This is a genomic window from Agrobacterium vitis (genome assembly GCF_037039395.1).
Taxonomy (GTDB): Bacteria; Pseudomonadota; Alphaproteobacteria; order Rhizobiales; family Rhizobiaceae; genus Allorhizobium; species Allorhizobium vitis_E.
The window spans coordinates 3,701,723-3,721,465 of sequence record NZ_CP146242.1; the positions used below are offsets into that span (position 1 = coordinate 3,701,723).

The following is a 19,743-nucleotide window of genomic DNA, read 5'->3' on the forward strand; positions in this document are numbered from 1 at the left end:
CGGAGCGAAGACGAACCAGACCGATCAGTTGCCGGTCGGAACTGCGCCGGGCTGGGCCGGTGCGGGCGTTGTCGCAGCGCCATTGGCTGGTGCCTGCGCACCGCTATTGGCAGGAGCTGTCGCCGGTGCGCCAGGCAGTTGGTCAAGAATATTGCCTGAAGGTGCCTGCTGGCCAGCCGGAATACGATTGAGAATATCGGTCGGCTTTGCCTCGAACCGCGACAAGATGCCAAGTCCGAGCGACGTGATGAAAAACAGCGTCGCCAGAATAGCCGTTGTCCGGGTCAGGGCATTGGCCGCGCCGCGTGCGGACATGAAGCCTGAGCCGCCGCCGATCCCAAGCCCGCCGCCTTCGGACCGCTGGATCAGCACGACGCCGACAAGCGAAATCACGATTATGAGGTGAATGACGATCAGTACGGTCTGCATGGACGATCCATCCTGCCCACGTAGGGCCAAGTCAAAACAACATTCGGCGGCTCTCTACACGAGGAGCCGCCGCAAAGAAAGCCCTTTTCAACAAAGATCAGGCTGTCAAATCCGAATAGACACCGTATATGGCAAGGAAATCAGCGGCTTTCAAGCTTGCGCCGCCAATCAGCGCGCCATCCACATTGGCAACGCCCATCAGTTCCCGTGCATTAGACGGCTTGACGGAACCGCCATAGAGGATTCGCATTTTAGCACCCTCATTGCCCAACCGGCGCGTCAACTCGGCCCGCATGAAAGCATGGGCCTCGGTCACGTCAGCAATAGTTGGCGTCACCCCGGTGCCGATCGCCCACACCGGCTCATAGGCAATAACCGTGTCTTCGGCGAGCGCTTCGTCCGGCACGGAACCGGAAAGCTGGCGCTTGAGAATATCCAGCGTCTGTCCCGCCTTGCGCTGATCGGCTGTCTCGCCGATGCAGATGATGGCCGTCAGCCCCGCCGCATGGGCCGCGACCGCTTTGGCGCGCACCAGATGATCGGTTTCTGCGTGATCGGTACGGCGTTCGGAATGACCGACGATGACATGGCTTCCGAAGCAATCGGCTACCATTTCCGCCGAAATATCGCCGGTATGGGCACCAGACGCATTCTGATGGCAATCCTGCGCGCCAATAAGCAGCGGGCTGTCGTCACAAAGCGCGGTTGCCACGTAAAGCAGCGTGGCAGGCGGGCAAATCAGACTGTCCACTTTCTCGCTGAGCGGGCCTTTCACGCCTTCGGCCATCGCCTTGATCTGATCCAGCGCGTCGCGGGTTCCGTTCATCTTCCAATTGCCCGCAACAAGCGGACGTACATCTGGTGTCATATCGATCCAACCCACCCTGATTCCATGACCCTGATCCATCGGACACCGCTTTTTTGCGCCTCAACCGACACCAGGGAAATCACAAACAATAATCTTCCACATTAAAGCGCGGCATATTCCATTGAATTCAACGGTGTCGCGCTTTGATTTATTTTTCGCATGTCCGTTATCGCTCAACTGATTCCAGTTGAACGCGACAGGCTATAGACGCCCTATAAAAGGACGTGGCGGCAAAAAAGGCAAGTTGCAATGCAACATGCCGTTAATTCATGCAGGATGGCAACTTAACCCTGTGATTTTAGGGATTAAAATAGAGTTTTTCAGGTTAAATCGGAGCCGGAATTTTCCGAAAAAGAAAAACGACAGCAGTAAAAGCTTAGGGTCCGTCTACTTCAATAGTCTCAAGACCCAATCCTGGTCTGTCTGCGTAGGCGATTAGGTCTTCGCAAAACTTTTTAAATTGTTCTGACGTTTCTCGATGATGGCGCTTCTCCAAAGCGGTATTTCGGCGTATGCGGAAAGCTAGTTTCCCCTTAGCCAATCGGAGAGCCGCAATGGCCACCGTATCCCTTGAAGCCATCGACCGGCAAATCGCCCGCGGCTTCAAGGCGTTGCGGTTCAGCCCTGCCGTAGAGGCGGAGTTTCTTCAGGAATATGTCGCCAATCGGGTCAAACTGACACCCTTTTGGGCGGTGGTCGGCACGCTTATCTACGACGCCGTTTTCATCGGTGACGCGACGATGATGGCCGATGTGTTCGACAAACTGTTGATCGTACGGTTCGGGATATTCACGCCTTTCGCAATTATCAGCGTGTTTGCCGTCAGGCGCTGGCGCACGGCCCTGAATTACGAACTTCTATCGCTGGGAATAGGCACATTCAGCATCCTCTTGCCGATGTCGGTCGCAATCTACAGCCAAAGTCCGTACATGTTTGTTTATCAGAACGGCAATGTCGCGGCCTTTCTGTTCTTCGTCATTGCGCTACGGCCACGGTTTCATATCGTAGTGATCGGCTTGACGCTGATGTGCGGCGTGCTGCTGAAAACCGCAAAGCTGAACGGCTCTTTCGACGACATCACCTATAGCGGGCTGACCAGTTTTTACATCACGATCGCGATTTTCCTGGCGCTCAGCGCCTATTTTCTCGAACATGCCGATCGAATGAATTTCCTAAACCGGCTGCGGGCTGGCCTGTTGCAACAGCAATTGGAGCATAATGCCGCCCGTGACGAGTTGAGCGGGCTGCTGAACCGACGCTCGCTGGTGCAGGTTGCGACCGACATGTGGAAAGGCAAATCGCCGGCAACACATGTTTGCGCCATTATGCTCGATATCGATGATTTCAAGCTTTACAACGATGTGCACGGCCATCTGGAAGGTGATGAGTGTCTGCGCACCGTTAGCCGATGCATTCGCGACAATGCCGGTGAAAAAGGCTTCGCCTTCCGCTACGGCGGCGAAGAAATGCTCGTTTTGCTGCCAAATACCGATGTCGAGGCCGCGTGTGCGATAGCAGAAGCCATCCGCCGGGCCATCGAGTGCATGAACATCCCGCATTTGGGCAAAGGCAGGGGCCAGGTGACAACGGCAAGTCTGGGCGTGGCGGCTGGCTCTACGGCAACAGCTTCATTGGAAGACCTGCTGAACCGCGCCGACGCGGCCCTTTACGAGGCAAAGCGCAGCGGGCGCAACCGAGTTTGCGTGAGCGGATCAACGCAGTCTCGATCTGGAATTTGCCAGGGAAAAGTGACACCCGGCGCTCCCCAAATGGCAGACGAAAACAGCAGATTCTAGCGGATCAGCCAGTTGAGCACGGCGCGCCAGTCGGTCATGCGCACTGGTGTCCCGTGAGAACCGGTTAGAAACAACGTGAAACGGGTTGGATAACCGGTGCGGTGCAGACGTTCGTAAAGCGCGATCTGGTCACCGGCGGCATAGACGCTATCACGGCTGCCGTGGGTGAACCACATCGGTAGCTTGCGTTTGAAGGCCGCACTGGCGGTAAAATCCGGATCGCTGGCCCCACCCAGAATGGCCATGCCGGACAGTTTCGCAACGATTCGCTCGTCACGGGTCAGGCCCCAACAGATGAAACTGCCCATGGACGCGCAGGACAACACCACCGGTCGCCCACCGGAATGGGCTGAGGCATAATCGATCAGAGCCGCGACCTGCGTCACCCCCGATTGGTCGAAGGATCGCACGGAAGGTGCGTAATAGGTTCCACCATTGTCGCTGGAGAGATTTTTCAGCCGGTTGAAATTACCGCCGAATTTGTAGTCATCGGCTCCAAGGCGGCGGTCCCCGCCCCGGCCATGAATGAAGATCACCGTGAATGCCGCACCATCGGCAGGTCCGGTCCTCGTCACATCCAGCTTGCCGGCATCACCGAGATCCAGCGTCTCATCCTTCTGCTGGTGACGCACACCAAGCGAAACGTAGAAGGACTTCACCCGGCGCTCGGGAATTTCGTCGCGACCATTGATGTCGCGCATTTCCTGATAGTCGATGGTCTGGAAATCACCCTTGTCGCGGCTTTCCAGCACCGTCTGGCCGGAAAACAGCTCGTCCTTGAACGGTTTGAGGCTAAAGGCAGGCGCACTCGTTGCAGGCAAAGAGCTGGCAACCGAGCAGAGAGCGGCCAGAACCACGGGGGCGAACAAATGAACTGTGGACATCCGCATCGGGATCAGGTCTCCTTAACGGCGCAGCCTTGCCACGCCGTCACGAGAAACGCAAAAGTTTTCCTTGAAAACAGGCTGAATGGACATGGTTTGACCAAGTGCGACATAATTCTCCCGCGTCCTTGCTGCAACAGGCAATAAAGGAATGGGCGGGCTTGGACGCAATCGGTTGATTGTTGCCGAGAATATGCGCTAATCAGGAACAAACCGGAAACTGTGCTGCACGGGCCAGAGACGGACGGGCACATGCCCTATCGCGAGACAGAATTCTTCACGGCGCTCCGCTGAAGACCACAAGCAAATGACAGACAAGATCATGGACGATAACAACGACCTTTTCGCTGCCCTGCCGTCGACGCCCCCCAAGGCGGCGAAGACGCAGAAAGGTGCTGCCGATGTGACGGCTGCTAGTGCCACGACTGTTACTGCCGCCCAGCCGGAAACCCCGGCCAAGGCAGTGGCTTTCGGCTCAGCTACGCCCGCCTCCACCGGCAAGCCCGACGATTATGGCGCGTCCTCCATCCGTGTTCTGGAAGGGCTGGAGCCGGTGCGGATGCGTCCCGGCATGTATATCGGCGGCACGGACGAAAAGGCCCTGCACCATCTCTTTGCCGAGGTGATCGACAATTCGATGGACGAGGCGGTGGCCGGCCATGCCAATTTCATCGATGTCCATCTGGATGCCGAAGGCTTCCTGACGGTTTCCGACAATGGTCGCGGCATTCCCGTCGAGCTGCATCCGCAGGTGCCGGGCAAATCCACCCTTGAAGTGATCATGACCAAGCTGCATGCGGGCGGCAAATTCGACGGCAAGGCCTACGAGACCTCCGGTGGCTTGCACGGGGTTGGCGTATCCGTCGTCAATGCGCTGTCCGACCTGCTGGAAGTGGAAGTGGCCCGCAATCGCAAGCTCTATCGCCAGCGGTTTTCGCGCGGCGTGCCGCTGGGCGGGTTGGAAGAATTGGGCGATGTCCATAACCGGCGTGGTACGCGGGTGCGCTTTCACCCCGATCCGCAGATCTTCGGTGATCACGCGAAATTCGATCCGGGCCGGATTTTCCGCATGGCGCGCTCCAAGGCCTATCTGTTCGGCGGCGTGGAAATCCGCTGGTCCTGCGATCCGGCGATCCTGACCACCGGCGGCGACATCCCGGATAAGGCAGTGTTTCACTTCCCCGGCGGGTTGAAGGATTATCTGGCCGCGACCCTGGGCAAGGAATTTACCGTCACCCGCGAAATTTTTGCCGGCAAGACCGAAAAGACCGGCGGCCATGGCGCGATGGAATGGGCGATCACCTGGTATGGCGGCGATCCGCAGGTTCATTCCTATTGCAACACCATTCCGACCCCAGAAGGCGGCACGCATGAGGCCGGTTTGCGCATTGCGCTGACCAAGGGCTTGAAGAATTATGCTGAACTGACCCAGAACAAGCGCGCCCAGCAGATCAGCACCGATGACGTGATGATTTCGGCGGTTGGCATGCTGTCGGTTTTCATCCGCGAACCGGAATTCGTCGGTCAGACCAAGGACAAGTTGGCGACGGTCGAGGCGCAGCGTCTGGTCGAAAACGCCCTGCGCGATCCTTTCGACCACTATCTGGCCGACAACCCGAATGAAGCCGCCAAGCTGCTGGACTGGGTGATCGAGCGGGCCGAGGAACGGCTGCGGCGGCGCAAGGAAAAGGAAGTCAACCGCAAGACGGCGGTGCGCAAGCTGCGCCTGCCCGGCAAGCTGGCGGATTGCGCCCAGAACACCGCCGAGGGCGCGGAACTGTTCATCGTCGAGGGCGATTCGGCTGGCGGCTCGGCCAAGCAGGCCCGTAATCGCTCCAACCAGGCCATTCTGCCCTTGCGCGGCAAGATCCTCAATGTCGGCAGCGCCAGCCGTGAAAAGCTGATGGCCAACCAGCAGATTGCCGACCTGATCCAGGCGCTCGGCTGTGGCACCCGCACCAAATACCGTGATGAAGACCTGCGCTATGAGCGCATCGTCATCATGACTGATGCCGATGTGGACGGCGCTCATATCGCTTCACTGCTGATCACCTTTTTCTATCAGGAAATGCCGGAACTGATCCGGGGCAATCACCTCTATCTCGCCGTGCCGCCGCTCTACGTGATCCGCCAGGGTGCAAAGACGGTCTATGCCCGCGATGACGCCCACCGTGCCGAACTGATGGAAACCACCTTCAAAGGCAAGAAAGTCGAAATCGGCCGCTTCAAAGGCCTCGGCGAAATGATGCCAGCCCAGTTGAAGGAAACTACCATGGACCCGGCCAAGCGGATGCTGCTGAAAGTCGAGATCGACGATGTCGATTTCGAAGGCACCCGTGATGCCGTGGACGCGTTGATGGGTACAAAACCGGAAGCCCGCTTCCGGTTTATTCAGGAACGGGCAGCCTTTGCGGAAAACCTGGATATTTAGCCCTTCAACGAAGAAGGCCGAAACCAAACAGATTTTGGGCTTGGCCTATTCAAGCTGATGGATTTTCCAGGCGTTTTTCCATGAACAGGCTGAGCGGATCGGGACGGTAAGAGCCGAATGGCGAAATTTCCTGGAAGCCTGCCTTTCGCTAAAGACCAATCGCTTCAGGCTGGCTGATGCCCGTCTCAAGGCGCAGCGCTTCAAGGCCAAGCTTTTTTGCCTGGTCTTCCAGCGCCGTCATTAGCTTTTTGCCGAGGGACAGGCCTCTTGATTGCGGGTCGACAAACATCCGCTTGATCTCCGCCGTACCATCGCCAGCCTCGACAATTGCGGCGCAACCCACCGCCTGCCCTTGATGGCGCGCCACGAAAAAATGGACATCAGGCTTTTCCAGCGACGAAACATCCAGAAGATGGTTGCTTTCTGCTGGATAGAGTGCAGCCATATAAGCATCGGAGAGATCCAGCAACCGGATCACGTCGGGCTGGCGGGGGGGTTCAATGGTGATTGCCAAATAAGGATTGTTCACGGACATCTATCGATCCTGAGAGACCAACGACCGGACAAAACAGATTATGCATTATAATTTTCTGTTCGAGGGCCGATTGGTCTTGGTTGCGCCAATCTTGTTGCGTTACTGATAACTTTACTGACTGGAAGGACGAGCCGATGCAAGCCTCACTCGTGATCATGACCATTCTGGGATGCAATGACAGCGTCAGCCAATGCCAGTATATCGCCACTGCGGAGCAGCGCTGGGTTTCGGTGGAATTGTGCAATCGCGATACGGAAAATGTGCTGGGGCAATATTCCAATGTGAATTTCCCCAGCGTCGTTGCCTTTTGCCAGCAGCAGACGGTGACATCTCCCCAGACGACCGTGACAGCGGTCCCCGCAACGCCAACCGATCCGGTGCCGGAAGCTGAAAAGCGGTCTCTGGCGGATCGTGCCATCAAGAGTGTTAAACAGGTTCTGCCCGGCAAGGAGGATATCAAGATGGTATTCACCACCCCGGTGCATGTGGTCACCGATACCTATGCCTGGGCCGCGAAAAAACTGACCAAATAACGCGGAACGACCACATCCCAGAAGAGATCAGGCAGCGTCGACCACAAGATGTGCGGCATATTGGCGGGCCTGACGGCGCTCGTCCTGGTGAAGCATGATTTCCACCAGATCCAGCAATTGCCGCGCTGCCTCGCTCGACGCCAGCTTGCTGCCCTTGGCGAGAAGCGGCTGGCAAATGCTGCCGATCTCACCATGGGTCGCCGTCTGCACGGCATGGCGCCAAAGCAGCACAGCCTCGACGAACAGCGGTGCGATTGTATGGTCAAGACCGGCTGACAGAAGCAGCGCCCGCACAGCATGCATACGGCCCGTGGCCAGAATCGAGCGCACCCGGCGCTCATGCAAGCCACTCAGCGATTCGATGGCACTGGCAAAGAAATCCACCTTGCCCCGGCACAGAAGTTCGATCAGCAAGGCGGGCGTCAATTGGCCATTGATGCGCATCTGCTCGACCAGATCGGGAATTTCATCAAAGCTGACTTCACCGGCAATCACTGCGGCTGCGCTGACGCCGATTTCGCGGTTCAGCCGTGTGAGCTTGCTTTCCCCAAGGGAAAACCGCAGCAGACCGGAGGACGCAAGCGCCTGACTGGCTTGTGAAACCAGCAGGTGCCTTGCCCGGCCCGGCAAGTCCAAGCGCTCCAGCAACACACCCCTCACCGCATCATGCGCACCGTGGCGCTCGGCCAACCGCAGCAGGCTGAAAGGCGAAATGGCGGCGGTGGGATTATCGAGCAGAACCAGGCATTCCGGCAGGTCGCCAATCTCGCTAAGGGCGGCGGCAACGGCAGAGGAAAGCTGCGGACGCGCGGCAATGAAGGCCCGTGTCATGCCGCTGCCTCGACCGGCCAGATCGACCAGGTCACGGTCTTGCAGCACGGCCGAGCAGAGAATGACCCGCGAGGCGATCTCCGGCTGGTCTTCACACAAGGAAATCAGGATGGCGCGCGGCGCCCCAGCCGAACAGGCCAGCGCCTCGGCCAGCGCCAGCCGCACTTTGGGTGAGGGATCGTCCAGAAGATAGGTCATGGCGACATAGGTGGAGCGCCGGTCGTCTTCGGTCATTGGGGAATGCAGATAGGCTCGGCCCAGCGCATTGGCGGCCTTCGCCCGGTCGCATGCCTTTGCGGTTTCAGACCAGCGAAAGAAAGCCTTTACAAGCACTGACAACCCCAATCAAAACAAAACCCGACCCATTGCAACTATGGTATGCGAGAAAAGTTTAAGATTGGTTCACCATGTCGATTAACCATGAAGATCGGAAGGATCAGCGTTTGCTTTTCTTCAAGGAGAAACCTTGCCAGGTGCTATTGCTGATCGAGACAGAACAAGGGGCCTCACCCGATGCCCCGGAAGCACTAATTGACACGCTGATTTTTGGCAGCACCGATCCAGCCGCAGTGTATGCCAGCTGGCGACATCAAAACCCCTCACCCACCCTGCCCGTGCTGTTTACTCTTTCCGCCCGGCTGGACCATGATGACGTCGCCGCTCTTCTCGCCCGGCTGATGGCGCTGGAGCCGGATGGGTTGATGCTGACGGATGCAGCAACAGCCGCCGATATCCAGCGGCTGGATGCGCTCTTGCGGGTCGAGGAAGCGAGAGCCGGGCTTGCCGATGGCAGCACTCCCTTCATTGCCCTTCTCGGCGGCAACCCTTCCGGCTTTTTCCAGGCATCCGATATCGCCGCCAGTTCGGCCCGGCTGATCGGCCTTGGCCTGGACGAAGGAGCGGTCGCCACCGCTATCCAGGCCGAGACGCCGCGCCATGCACAGCCGGTGCTGGAAACCTGCCGCAGCCTTGTGCAACTGGCCGCCGCCAGCGCCAATCTGCCCGCCTTCGCCCGCCCATGCAGCCCCGAAGATAGTGACGCCGCAGAAGGTCTGGTCAAGCGCGGCTTTAGCGCGCTGATCGGCGATAGCGGCAAGGCGGTGGCAACGATGCGCGCCGCCTTGCCTTGAAACTCAGGCCTTTGAGGGCCGCACCATCTGAAACACTTCGGTCACCGCCGCATAGTCCAGATACCCTAGCCGTGACAGGGGTTGCACCAGCGTCACATCGAACCGGCCATCGCGCATGGCACTGTCAGCGAGATGAATGCCGACGACTTCGCCGAACACCACGAAATTCTCGCTGGGTTCGCCTGACAGCGTCTTTGGCGAAATCACCTCGGTAACCTTGCATTCCAGCACGGCATAGGCTTCGTCCACATAAGGCGCGTCCACCAGCCGGGCCATGACGGGGGTCAGCCCGGCAAGCTCGAATTCGCTCGTGCCATAAGCTGCCGGTGCAGAAGACCGGTTCATGGCCTCGCCCAGGTCGCTGCTGACGAAGTTGGCGGTGAAGCAGCCGTTTTCCTCTACATTGCGAAGGCTATCCTTGCGGCCGGAGGAGGAAAACATCACCATTTTCGGCTTGTCGGAAATGGCGTTGAAAAAGGAGTAGGGCGCCAGGTTGAACGATCCATCCTGGCCTTTAGATCCAATCCAGCCGATAGGACGTGGCGAGACCACGGCCTTGAACGGGTCGTGCGCCATGCCATGGGCGTTGGTCTTGGTTTCGTAAAACATCAATCCGTGTCTCCCATCCAGCTGACCACGTCATCTATGCTCGGACGCGGGCGCTCGACAATCGGAAATGTCGTGGACCCCATGTGAATAAAGCCCGCTACCTTCTCGCCCGGTTTGATGCCCAGCAAAGGAAACGCCTTTTCATCGAAGGCAAACCATTCGGACAGCCAATTGGCCACATAGCCATGAGCGTTGGCCGCCATCAGCAGATTGAGGCAAACGGCGCCCGCCGACATGACCTGTTCCCATTCCGGCACCTTGGGATGCGGTCCCGCCGTGCTGATCACGCCGATCACCACAGGAGCGCGGGTAAAGCGGGCGCGCTCCACCTTGATCATTTCGTCGTCCAGCTCCGGCTTTTTTTCCAATGCCATGGCCAACAGCGCCTCGCCGATTTCAACCCGCTTGTCGCCGCGATAGACGATGAAACGCCAGGGGGCGATCTTGCCGTGGTCGGGCACGCGCACCGAAAGCTTTAGGATAGATTCAAGTTCTAACCTAGAGGGGCCGGGTTCGCACATCTGAAAAGCCGGAACGGAACGACGGGTGGCCAAATAATCGAGAAGGGTGATATGTTCGTACATGTTAACGTATTTTCCTTGAAGATCGGCGGAGCCTTGAAGAAAGTCAGATCAGTGGTCGTGAAAGCCCGCCATGCGAAAGCGTCGGAATTCGGAGCCCGAATACTGGAAAACTGGAGTAGAAAATTCAGGAAATTGCAAGCCTTGAATTTGCCTTGGCGGTCGGATTGTAGTACCAGCCGATCAACACGCCAATCATCGCGGTTGAATCGGTCGGGCATTCATATGATATCTTTTTCCTGCCGTCTTCCCCTGATCCTCGCAGCCTCGCTGCTGACGGCAAGCGCCGGACCCGGCATGGCCGAGGATGCGTTCAAATCCTTCAAGCAATTGGATAGCACGGCGAAAATGCCGAAGCTGAATGCGTTTTCCACGCCGATTGCCCCTGCCCCCCAGTCCCATTCCAAGCTCATCTGGTTTGAAGCAAAGCTCGACAATGACGGCCAGCCCTTGCAGCAAGGCCTGGAATGGCGGGTCTATAGCCCGATTGCCGGTAGCGACGGCAAATTACCGATGGTCGCCAGCAGCCAGGGCGGCTCGGCGGAATTACAATTGGCGCCCGGAGATTATTTCGTCAACGTGTCCTTTGGGCGGGCCGGGGTGACCCGCAAGCTGGATGTTCCCTTAGAAGGCGAGGTTCAAAAGCAGGTCATGGTGTTGGATGCTGGCGGCATGGTCTTGAATGCCGTTTCCGGCCCCGATACCCGGATCAAGCCCTCCAAACTGAAATTCAAAATCTACGCAGGCGATGGTCCCGAGGACAATGATCGCGGCCTGATCATGGACAATATCGAGCCCAATACCCTCGTCAGCCTCAATTCCGGCACCTATCACGTCGTCTCGCAATATGGCGAAGTCAATGCCTTGGTGCGCGCCGATATCAAGGTCGAAGCAGGCAAGATCACCGAGGCGACGCTCCAGCACCGCGCCGCCCAGATGAATTTCAAGCTGGTCTCTGAACCGGGTGGCGAAGCGATTGCCGATACCGCCTGGTCGATCCTGACCTCCTCCGGCGATGCCGTGGCGGAAAGCGTCAGCGCCTATCCGGTTCTGGTTCTGTCTGAGGGCAATTACACCGCAATCGCCCGCAACAAGGACCGGATCTACCAGAAGGAATTTCAGGTCAAAGCCGGGGTAAACGCCGATGTCGAATTGCTGCTGAAAGACAGCCAGCAGAATGTTCAGCAACAGGCTGGATACGACACCAACTGAGCGTCCTCACTCGGCCTCGACAAAATCCAGACCGATATCCAGCACCGGCGCGCTATGGGTGATCCAGCCGACCGACAAGAGATCGACGCCGCTTTGCGCCACCGCCCTTGCCGTTTGCGGGGTGATGCCACCGGATGCCTCGGTGATCGCCCGGCCTGCGACGATTTCCACTGCCTCGCGCAGTTGCTCCGGCGTCATATTGTCGAGAAGCACCGCATCCACACCGATCTCCATCGCTTCGTGTAATTGGTCCAGCGTATCGACCTCCACCTCGATCTTGACCATATGCCCGACGCCCGTCCGCGCCCGCAGGATGGCTTGGGTGACGCTACCGGCAATGGCAATGTGATTGTCCTTGATCAGCACGGCATCGTAGAGCGCAAAGCGATGGTTCATACCACCACCCATCCGCACTGCATATTTCTCCAGCGCCCGCAGGCCCGGCGTGGTTTTGCGCGTGCAAGCCACAGCGGCCTTGGTGCCGGAAACGGCATCGACAATCTGGCGCGTCACCGAGGCAATGCCTGAGAGATGACCGAGAAAGTTCAGGGCCACCCGCTCGCCGGTCAAAAGACTGCGAGAGGAACCGGAAATCGTTGCCAGAACATCGCCCGCCTTGACCGCCGCCCCATCGCTGACATGGCAGGTCATCACCAGACCGGGATCGACCAGTTCGAAGGCAATGGCACTGGCATCGAGCCCGGCAATCACCCCGTCCCTGCGGCTGGCGATCTGCACCGTTGAACGGTGGTCTGACGGGATGACCGCCATGGAGGTGATATCACCGGCCAGTCCCAGATCCTCCGAGAGGGCATTGCGCACCAATGGCTCGACGATGACACGTGGCAGGGAATGAAGAAACATGTCAGGCGCTCCGGGCATAGGGCTGCAAGGCAGGGGAAACGGTGTCGTTTGCAAGGGAAAGGGCGTCATCCAGCGTCATGCGTTGACGCAGAGGTTCCGGGCAGGATTGGGAAAAATCGGTTCTCGCATGGGCGCCTGCGCAATGGCGTCGCGCATGGGCAAACACTGCAATCAGCAGCGCCACCACAGCCGGATCGCTGGCTGGACCGCCTGCTTCAACGAGTGGCAGAAGATCTGCCATTGCCGCCTGCAAGCGGGTTTCATCACGTAATACGCCAAGCTTGGCCGAGACGATCGCCCGGACCGGGGCAATATCGTCGGCTGGCGGCAAGGTTTGCGGCCTGGAAGAAGTAGTCTGCCGGGATGCCACGCCCGCTACATCCTCTGCGACCCGCATCCCCATCACCGCCGCTTCCAGCAGCGAGTTGCTGGCCAGACGGTTGGCGCCATGCAGCCCGGTGCAGGCCACCTCGCCTGCCGCCCAGAGACCGGCAACCGAGGTTCTACCGAAACAATCGGTCTCCACACCGCCCATGTGATAATGCGCGGCGGGGCGCACCGGGATTGGCTGCGACGACGGATCTATACCAGCCGCCCGGCAAAACGCGTCGATGGCCGGAAACCGGTGGGGGAAATCGGTGCCAAGTGCCTTTCGGGCATCGAGGGCAACCGTGCCCCCCCTGGCCCGCTCTGCGCTGATCGCCCGCGCCACCACGTCACGAGGTGCAAGTTCGGCTCCAGGGGTAGAGGCCATGAACCGCTCGCCGCGCTCATTGACCAGCACAGCGCCTTCGCCGCGCACGGCTTCGCTGACCAGCGGCTGCGGATAAAGGGGGACATCCAGCGCCGTCGGGTGAAATTGCACGAATTCCATATCCGACAGAACCGCACCAGCAAGGGCGGCGAGCATGATACCCTGCCCGTAATTGCCGGAGGGATTGGTGGTTGCATCATACAGCCCACCGAGGCCGCCGGTGGCCAGCACCACCCGCGAAGTGGCAATCTGCACCGGTCCTGACGCCGAGGCACAGAGCAATCCGGTGATCCCGTCGTCATCAACCAGCAGGCGGCGCACCTGAAGTCCGCTCATCACCGAAATCGATGGCGTGGCCAGCACCGCTGCCGTCAGACTGCGCATGATTTCCGCGCCAGACCCGTCACCCCCGGCATGGACGATGCGCCGACGGCCATGGGCGGCTTCCAAACCGAGCGCCAACTCGCCCTCGCCATTCCGGTCGAAACGGACGCCGAACCGTTCGAGCATGGCAATCGCCGCAGGGGCAGCCGATGTGATCATCTCGACAATATCACGGTCGCAAAGTCCATCGCCTGCCGCAAGCGTATCCGCCGCATGCAGGGCTGCACTATCATCGGCCCCCATGCTGGCGGCAATGCCGCCTTGCGCCCAGGCGCTGGAGGTTTCCGCACCGAGAGCGGCGCGGGTAACGATAGTGACAGGATGCGGCGCAAGGCAGAGCGCTGTTACCAGCCCGGCCAAGCCGCTGCCGATCACGACAATCCGATCTTCTGTAGTATCCAGCGCGCTCATACCGCCAGCATCCTTTCCACCGCCCGGCGCGCCGCATCGGCAATGGCGGGATCGACGGTCACTTCCTGTCGATTTTCCTCCAGTGCCTGGCGGATATTGGCAAGCGTGATGCGCTTCATATGCGGGCAGAGATTGCAGGGCCGCACGAAATCCACCTCGGGATGATGGACAGCGACATTGTCGCTCATCGAGCATTCCGTCAGCAGTACCACACGGGCCGGTTTGTGATTGGCGACATAATCCGACATCACCGCCGTCGATCCGGCAAAATCCGCCGCCGCAACCACATCCGGCGGACATTCGGGATGGGCAAGCACGACGACACCGGGATTGGCCTCGCGCAGCTCGGCAATATCGCCTGCGGTGAACAATTCATGGACTTCGCAATGGCCATGCCAGGCGATGATTTCGACATTGGTTTCGCGCGCCACGTTGCGGGCCAGATATTCGTCCGGGATCATCAACACTTTCGGCACGCCGAGGCTTTCGACCACGGCCTTCGCATTGCCGGAGGTGCAGCAGATATCGGAGGCCGCCTTCACTGCCGCAGACGTATTGACATAGGTGATCACAGGCACGCCGGGATGGGCGGCACGCAACAAGGCAATATCCTCAGGCGTGATCGAATCAGCCAGCGAACAGCCCGCCGCCATATCAGGAATCAACACGGTTTTTGTCGGGTTGAGAAGCTTGGCGGTCTCGGCCATGAAATGCACGCCCGCCAGCACAATCACATCCGCATCGACCTCCATGGCCTTGCGGGCGAGGGCCAGACTATCGCCAACAATGTCGGCAACGCCGTGGAAAATCTCCGGCGTCTGGTAGTTGTGAGCAAGGATCACGGCATTGCGACGCTTCTTCAGCTCCAGGATCGCTGCGATGTCATCTTCGAAAGACATCCACTCGGCCCTCGGAATAACCCGGGAGACCCGATCATAGAGTGTTGACAGTGAAGGGGCGGTATTCATCGGCTTTCCCTTTTCTACTCATTTTGAGTATATCCTCAAGCCAAGAGTTATTCTCGATTGGAGTTTATGTCAATCGCGCGACAATTATTTTTACGGAAGGGACAAAACTACCCTTGATGCGCATCTACAAAGGAGATGCCATCTCATTAAATTCTGCAATATCAGTGATTTATGACCTAGACAGCGGCAGTTTGGAGCCAGACAAGGCGCGGGCTTCCAACACAGCGTGACGATAGCGGAAAAGTTTTGCCGGGCGTCCACCCGTTTCGCTTGCCATGTCGCCGGTCTCCTCGATCAGCTCCTGCTGGTCGATCTGGCGGCGGAAATTCGGCTTGTGAAGCGTGAGGCCAGCCAGCGCCTCGACACAGCGTTGCAGTTGGGAAAGCGTAAAGCTTTCCGGCATCAGCTCGAACACGACAGGGCGGTATTTAATCTTGGCGCGCAGACGCGCAATGCCGGTTGCCAGGATGCGGCGATGATCGCCAACCATCACACGGCCAGAGGCTTCAGCAGCCCCGGCTTCCTGCACCAGACCGGCCTCATACATCAGCTCATAGCGCTGCAAGACCAGATCCTCGTTCCACTCCATGCCGTTAAGCCCGAAGGAAAAATCGAGCCTGCGCTGGCGATGTTCGCGCCGGCTGGTATCGGCCACCGCCCACGCCTGAAGAGCATCGAGAATGCGGGCCAAACTCTCCGGTGGGCCGCTGCGGCGGTCTTCCCAGGGAAAATACTCGTACCACCCATGCCAGCCGGGCCGTCCGGCGCCGGGCGCGGCCTGCTCGCGCACCAGACCCAGATAACTGATGGAAATCGTCCGTCCACCGCCGACATCCGTGTCACGATCCCGGTCAGCGAAGGTGTAGAGTTGTTCCAGATAGCCGACCGGATGCCCGGTCTGATCCTCGATCCATTCCCGCAAACCGCCTTGCAAACTGCGATGGCCAAGCTCGAACGGACCGGACGGCAGGGCATCGCCACCCCGCACCGTCATGACGCGCGGTTCATCCCCGGTCACAGCCGTCAGAACAGCAATCAATTCGGCATGGGCGATGGCATTGAGCAAGGCGATGGTCCTGCGTGGGATTGGCGTGGGAATGATGGCTACAATGTCGTTGTCGTTGGAAGGCTTACAGAAAATTCTCTTTCTTTTCAATTGATTGACTTTGAATATCAAATCATTGAGGCAACCATGCCCTTTCTTTCAAAAAATCGGCAAGCAACCAACTCATAAACCGGACTATCTAAAAGAGTTTTTTGAGATTTAAAGCTCGGCATTTTCCCCATCTATTATCCGGCAGCAAAATACCAGATCCTTACCGAGGTAATTTTACAGTAAAAAATATTGGATTATTAAATGATAGAGAAATTTATATTTTTAACTTTTATAATGACATCAGTTTTAATGTCATCAGGTGCAAGCCGGGCTGAAAACTGCTCAGCCGCGATCAGCGAAGCCGATGTCCTACAGGCCGAGGAGAGATGGGGCAAAGGATTGGTCGAAATTGGCGCAGCCGAAGACGCAAGAACGGCGGCAACAAAATTCATAGCCGACACCTATGGCTATCAGGAAGGAACGGTCCTGTTCAAGCCAACCAAGGCTTCCGTGGTTGAGTTTCGAGATACGCCGGAAGACGCGCTATCCTATTTCGTCACCGGAAGACTGGCAGAGGACCACGGATTTGCACTGACGCCCTACACGAATGTGCGGTTTGAAAACCACGCCATCATTTACGACTGCAAAACGGCGATCTCCATGGGCAATTACTACTTCACCGCCAAGGACGGCTCAGTGACCAAAGCCGATTACACGTTGGGCTTTATCAAAACCGCAGATGGCAATCTGAAAATCAATATCCAGCATTCATCGCTGCCATATACGCCGAGTCATTGACGGCTATTCACAAGGGGCGGAAACACCCGCCCCTTGCTTTGGAAAAACCCTTAAGCCAGTTTCCTGGCCGCCCGCTTGCGCTTCACATCCGGCGGTGTGGCCTCATCCACCAGGCTGGCGATGGCCTCATCCAGCGTCATCGACACCTGATCCTGGCTGCCGAGCCGACGGATATTGACCGTGCGTTCTTCGGCCTCGCGCTTGCCGCAGACGATGATGACAGGCACTTTGCCGACCGAGTGTTCACGGACCTTGTAGTTGATCTTCTCGTTGCGGAAATCGGTTTCCACTTCGAGACCGGCATCGCGCAACTGTTCAGCCACGTCGCGACCATAGTCATCAGCCTCGGAGGTAATGGTCGCCACCACCACCTGCAAGGGCGCAAACCACAGCGGCATGTGACCGGCAAAATTCTCGATCAGAATGCCAAGGAACCGCTCCATCGAGCCGCAAATGGCGCGATGGATCATCACCGGCTGGGTCTTTTCCGAATGCTGATCGATATAGAAGGCGCCGAAGCGTTCCGGCAGATTGAAGTCCACCTGCGTCGTGCCGCATTGCCATTCGCGGCCAATCGCGTCCTTCAGCGTATATTCGAATTTTGGACCGTAGAACGCGCCCTCACCTGGCAGGATACCGGTCTTGATGCGCCCACCGGACTGCTCTTCGATGGCCTTCAACACGTCGGTCATCACGCTTTCGGCGCGATCCCAAAGCTCGTCAGAACCGACACGCTTTTCCGGGCGGGTCGACAACTTGACCACCACTTCCTTGAAGCCGAAATCCTCATAGACCGACAGGATCAGATCGTTGATCCGCAGGCATTCCGCCGCCATCTGCTCTTCGGTACAGAACACATGCGCATCGTCCTGCGTAAAGCCGCGCACACGCATCAACCCGTGCAAGGCGCCGGAGGCTTCGTAGCGATGCACGAGACCAAATTCTGCAAGGCGAACAGGCAGTTCTCGGTAAGACTTCAATCCATGCTTGAAGATCTGCACGTGGCCAGGGCAGTTCATCGGCTTGAGTGCAAAGACGCGCTGATCGGCTTCCGGGTCGTTCGGATTGGTAAAGGCATGGGCGGATTTCACCGCAAACATGTTTTCCTGATACCAGCCCCAGTGCCCCGAGGTTTCCCAGAGCGATTTGTCCAGCACCTGCGGCGCGTTGACTTCCTGATAGGTATTGGCCAACCGACGGCGCATATAGGCAGTCAGCGACTGGAACATTTTCCAGCCCTTGCCATGCCAGAATACCACGCCCGGGCCTTCTTCCTGGAAATGGAACAGGTCCATTTCACGGCCGAGCTTACGGTGATCGCGTTTTTCGGCTTCCGCCAGGATATGCAGGTAATTGTCGAGCTGTTCCTGCTCGGCAAAGGCTGTCCCGTAGATGCGCGTCAGCATCGGATTGTTGCTATCACCGCGCCAATAGGCACCGGCCACCTTCATCAGCTTGAAGGCTGTGCCGATCTGGCCGGTGGAGGCCATATGCGGTCCACGGCAAGGATCGAACCAGTCCCCCTGATAATAGATCTTGATATCCTGATCTTCAGGAATCGCATCGATCAGCTCGACCTTGTAGGACTCGCCCTTGGCGGCAAACACTTCGCGCGCCTTTTCACGCGACCAGACTTCCTTGCGGAACGGCTGATTGCGTTGGATGATTTCCTTCATCTTCTTTTCGATCTTCGGCAGATCTTCCGGCGTGAACGGCTCGTTTTTGGCAAAATCGTAGTAGAAACCGTTTTCGATCACCGGACCGATGGTCACCTGCGTGCCCGGCCACATTTCCTGCACGGCTTCGGCAAGAACATGGGCGGTGTCGTGACGGATCAGTTCCAGCGCACGCGGATCGGCGCGGGTGACGATCTCGATTTTTCCATCGACAACCGGGTCGGCAAGGTCGCGCACAACGCCATCGAGCGCAATGGCCACGGCCTTCTTGGCCAGTGACTTGGAAATCGATTCGGCAACATCACGACCGGTCGCGCCAGCCGCGAAGCTGCGCACGGAACCATCGGGAAATGTAAGGGAAACGGTGTCGGACATGTTTTAAAGGCTCCTGATCCAGTCCCGCCAACCAATGCGGGTGGTAAAAAGTACCGGCACAGAACGGCCGGGATTGAAGCGGCTGAATACTGAAATTCGGCTTTTCAGTAAAGCTTATTCCGCAGGGAGATCGAAGAGTCAAAATCTCAGCGCCTCGCGCGCGAGGCCTGACCGTATTCTTCCGGTACGGTCATGAAACCTGCCTTGAAGGACGCTTGCGTCCAAAAGTCCACAGGGTCCACACCTGCCAGGGGCGAAAGCGGCCACCAAGGGTGTGCGGCACATCATCCACGCCCCAGGTACCACCCGGCCCGCAGCGCCCGACCCGAAACAGGGTGAGCCAGCCGCCACTCCATAATCCGTGGCGGGCGATGGCCTCATAGCCATATTCCGAGCAAGTCGGGGAATGGCGGCAATGGCTGCCAACCAGGCTGGAAAGCGTCAACTGGTAAAGCCGGATCAGCCCCATGCCCAACAGCCGGTCCGGTGTCTTGCGAAAGGGTCCGTGATAATTCCGGCCCCTATGGCGCGGCTTTTCATCGTCGTCCTCAAGATTTTCGCAATGTTGGCACATCGGC

Annotated in this window: 19 protein-coding genes and 1 pseudogene; 7 read left to right on the forward strand and 13 right to left on the reverse strand. The window is 58.2% G+C overall.

Going from position 1 to position 19,743, the window contains the following annotated elements; genetic code table 11:
- Window positions 1-24: 24 nt before the first annotated feature.
- Window positions 25-429 (reverse strand): preprotein translocase subunit SecG, encoded by a 405-nt coding sequence (gene secG, locus V6582_RS19650; protein ID WP_156633373.1) that lies wholly within the window; start codon window positions 427-429, stop codon window positions 25-27.
- Window positions 430-526: 97 nt separating this feature from the next.
- A complete protein-coding gene (gene tpiA, locus V6582_RS19655) occupies window positions 527-1,297 on the reverse strand; it encodes a triose-phosphate isomerase (protein WP_156633371.1) in 771 nt (256 codons plus the stop codon).
- A gap of 554 nt (window positions 1,298-1,851) precedes the next feature.
- On the opposite strand from tpiA, the gene V6582_RS19660 reads away from it, so the two are divergent.
- Window positions 1,852-3,093 carry a GGDEF domain-containing protein gene (locus V6582_RS19660; RefSeq protein ID WP_349508902.1) on the forward strand — a complete coding sequence of 414 codons (1,242 nt, stop codon included), beginning with the start codon at window positions 1,852-1,854 and terminating at the stop codon, window positions 3,091-3,093.
- Here V6582_RS19660 and V6582_RS19665 read toward each other — a convergent pair.
- Window positions 3,090-3,983: an alpha/beta hydrolase gene (locus tag V6582_RS19665; RefSeq protein WP_156633367.1), complete on the reverse strand. Its 894-nt coding sequence runs from the start codon at window positions 3,981-3,983 to the stop codon at window positions 3,090-3,092. The genes V6582_RS19660 and V6582_RS19665 overlap by 4 nt on opposite strands.
- Window positions 3,984-4,284: 301 nt before the next feature.
- Between V6582_RS19665 and parE the strand changes: the two genes are divergently transcribed.
- Complete coding sequence (gene parE, locus V6582_RS19670) at window positions 4,285-6,408, forward strand: DNA topoisomerase IV subunit B (protein ID WP_420360215.1); 2,124 nt, start codon at window positions 4,285-4,287, stop codon at window positions 6,406-6,408.
- 49 nt (window positions 6,409-6,457) lie between these two features.
- Here the strand turns inward: parE and V6582_RS19675 are convergent.
- Window positions 6,458-6,943, reverse strand: a pseudogene (locus V6582_RS19675) (GNAT family N-acetyltransferase).
- 134 nt (window positions 6,944-7,077) lie between these two features.
- Here V6582_RS19675 and V6582_RS19680 point away from each other — a divergent pair.
- Window positions 7,078-7,476 carry a hypothetical protein gene (locus V6582_RS19680; RefSeq protein ID WP_156633365.1) on the forward strand — a complete coding sequence of 133 codons (399 nt, stop codon included), beginning with the start codon at window positions 7,078-7,080 and terminating at the stop codon, window positions 7,474-7,476.
- Window positions 7,477-7,503: 27 nt separating this feature from the next.
- Here the strand turns inward: V6582_RS19680 and V6582_RS19685 are convergent, their stop codons facing one another.
- Window positions 7,504-8,640, reverse strand: coding sequence for a DUF2336 domain-containing protein (locus V6582_RS19685; protein WP_337739340.1), 1,137 nt, complete (start codon window positions 8,638-8,640; stop codon window positions 7,504-7,506).
- 74 nt (window positions 8,641-8,714) lie between these two features.
- Between V6582_RS19685 and V6582_RS19690 the strand changes: the two genes are divergently transcribed.
- Complete coding sequence (locus V6582_RS19690) at window positions 8,715-9,437, forward strand: hypothetical protein (RefSeq protein ID WP_349508903.1); 723 nt, start codon at window positions 8,715-8,717, stop codon at window positions 9,435-9,437.
- A gap of 3 nt (window positions 9,438-9,440) precedes the next feature.
- Here V6582_RS19690 and V6582_RS19695 read toward each other — a convergent pair whose 3' ends face one another.
- Window positions 9,441-10,046 carry a flavin reductase family protein gene (locus V6582_RS19695; RefSeq protein ID WP_156633358.1) on the reverse strand — a complete coding sequence of 202 codons (606 nt, stop codon included), beginning with the start codon at window positions 10,044-10,046 and terminating at the stop codon, window positions 9,441-9,443.
- Window positions 10,046-10,630, reverse strand: a complete 585-nt coding sequence (locus V6582_RS19700; protein WP_156633356.1) for a nitroreductase family protein — start codon at window positions 10,628-10,630, stop codon at window positions 10,046-10,048. Before V6582_RS19700 ends, V6582_RS19695 begins: the two co-directional genes overlap by 1 nt.
- A 222-nt stretch (window positions 10,631-10,852) precedes the next feature.
- On the opposite strand from V6582_RS19700, the gene V6582_RS19705 reads away from it, so the two are divergent.
- A complete protein-coding gene (locus V6582_RS19705; protein WP_156633354.1) occupies window positions 10,853-11,839 on the forward strand; it encodes a hypothetical protein in 987 nt (328 codons plus the stop codon).
- A gap of 6 nt (window positions 11,840-11,845) precedes the next feature.
- Here V6582_RS19705 and nadC read toward each other — a convergent pair whose 3' ends face one another.
- From nadC to V6582_RS19725, 4 genes are all read right to left on the reverse strand, one after another.
- On the reverse strand, window positions 11,846-12,703 hold the full coding sequence (gene nadC / locus V6582_RS19710) for a carboxylating nicotinate-nucleotide diphosphorylase (RefSeq protein WP_156633352.1): 858 nt from the start codon (window positions 12,701-12,703) through the stop codon (window positions 11,846-11,848).
- Window position 12,704: 1 nt separating this feature from the next.
- Window positions 12,705-14,252 (reverse strand): L-aspartate oxidase, encoded by a 1,548-nt coding sequence (locus tag V6582_RS19715; RefSeq protein WP_156633350.1) that lies wholly within the window; start codon window positions 14,250-14,252, stop codon window positions 12,705-12,707.
- Window positions 14,249-15,220, reverse strand: a complete 972-nt coding sequence (gene nadA, locus V6582_RS19720) for a quinolinate synthase NadA (RefSeq protein WP_156633349.1) — start codon at window positions 15,218-15,220, stop codon at window positions 14,249-14,251. Before nadA ends, V6582_RS19715 begins: the two co-directional genes overlap by 4 nt.
- A 169-nt stretch (window positions 15,221-15,389) precedes the next feature.
- The gene (locus tag V6582_RS19725; protein ID WP_156633347.1) at window positions 15,390-16,286 is read right to left on the reverse strand and encodes an NUDIX hydrolase; all 897 of its coding nucleotides are present in this window, start codon (window positions 16,284-16,286) and stop codon (window positions 15,390-15,392) included.
- Between V6582_RS19725 and V6582_RS19730 the strand changes: the two genes are divergently transcribed.
- Window positions 16,266-16,454, forward strand: a complete 189-nt coding sequence (locus tag V6582_RS19730) for a hypothetical protein (RefSeq protein ID WP_156633345.1) — start codon at window positions 16,266-16,268, stop codon at window positions 16,452-16,454. The genes V6582_RS19725 and V6582_RS19730 overlap by 21 nt on opposite strands.
- A gap of 171 nt (window positions 16,455-16,625) precedes the next feature.
- The gene (locus tag V6582_RS19735; protein ID WP_349508904.1) at window positions 16,626-17,114 is read left to right on the forward strand and encodes a hypothetical protein; all 489 of its coding nucleotides are present in this window, start codon (window positions 16,626-16,628) and stop codon (window positions 17,112-17,114) included.
- A 50-nt stretch (window positions 17,115-17,164) separates the two neighbouring features.
- Here the strand turns inward: V6582_RS19735 and thrS are convergent, their stop codons facing one another.
- Together thrS and yidD are read right to left on the reverse strand one after the other, a co-directional pair.
- Window positions 17,165-19,165 (reverse strand): threonine--tRNA ligase, encoded by a 2,001-nt coding sequence (thrS, locus tag V6582_RS19740; RefSeq protein WP_156633341.1) that lies wholly within the window; start codon window positions 19,163-19,165, stop codon window positions 17,165-17,167.
- Between the two features lie 190 nt (window positions 19,166-19,355).
- Complete coding sequence (yidD, locus tag V6582_RS19745) at window positions 19,356-19,739, reverse strand: membrane protein insertion efficiency factor YidD (protein ID WP_156633339.1); 384 nt, start codon at window positions 19,737-19,739, stop codon at window positions 19,356-19,358.
- Window positions 19,740-19,743 lie beyond the last annotated feature (4 nt).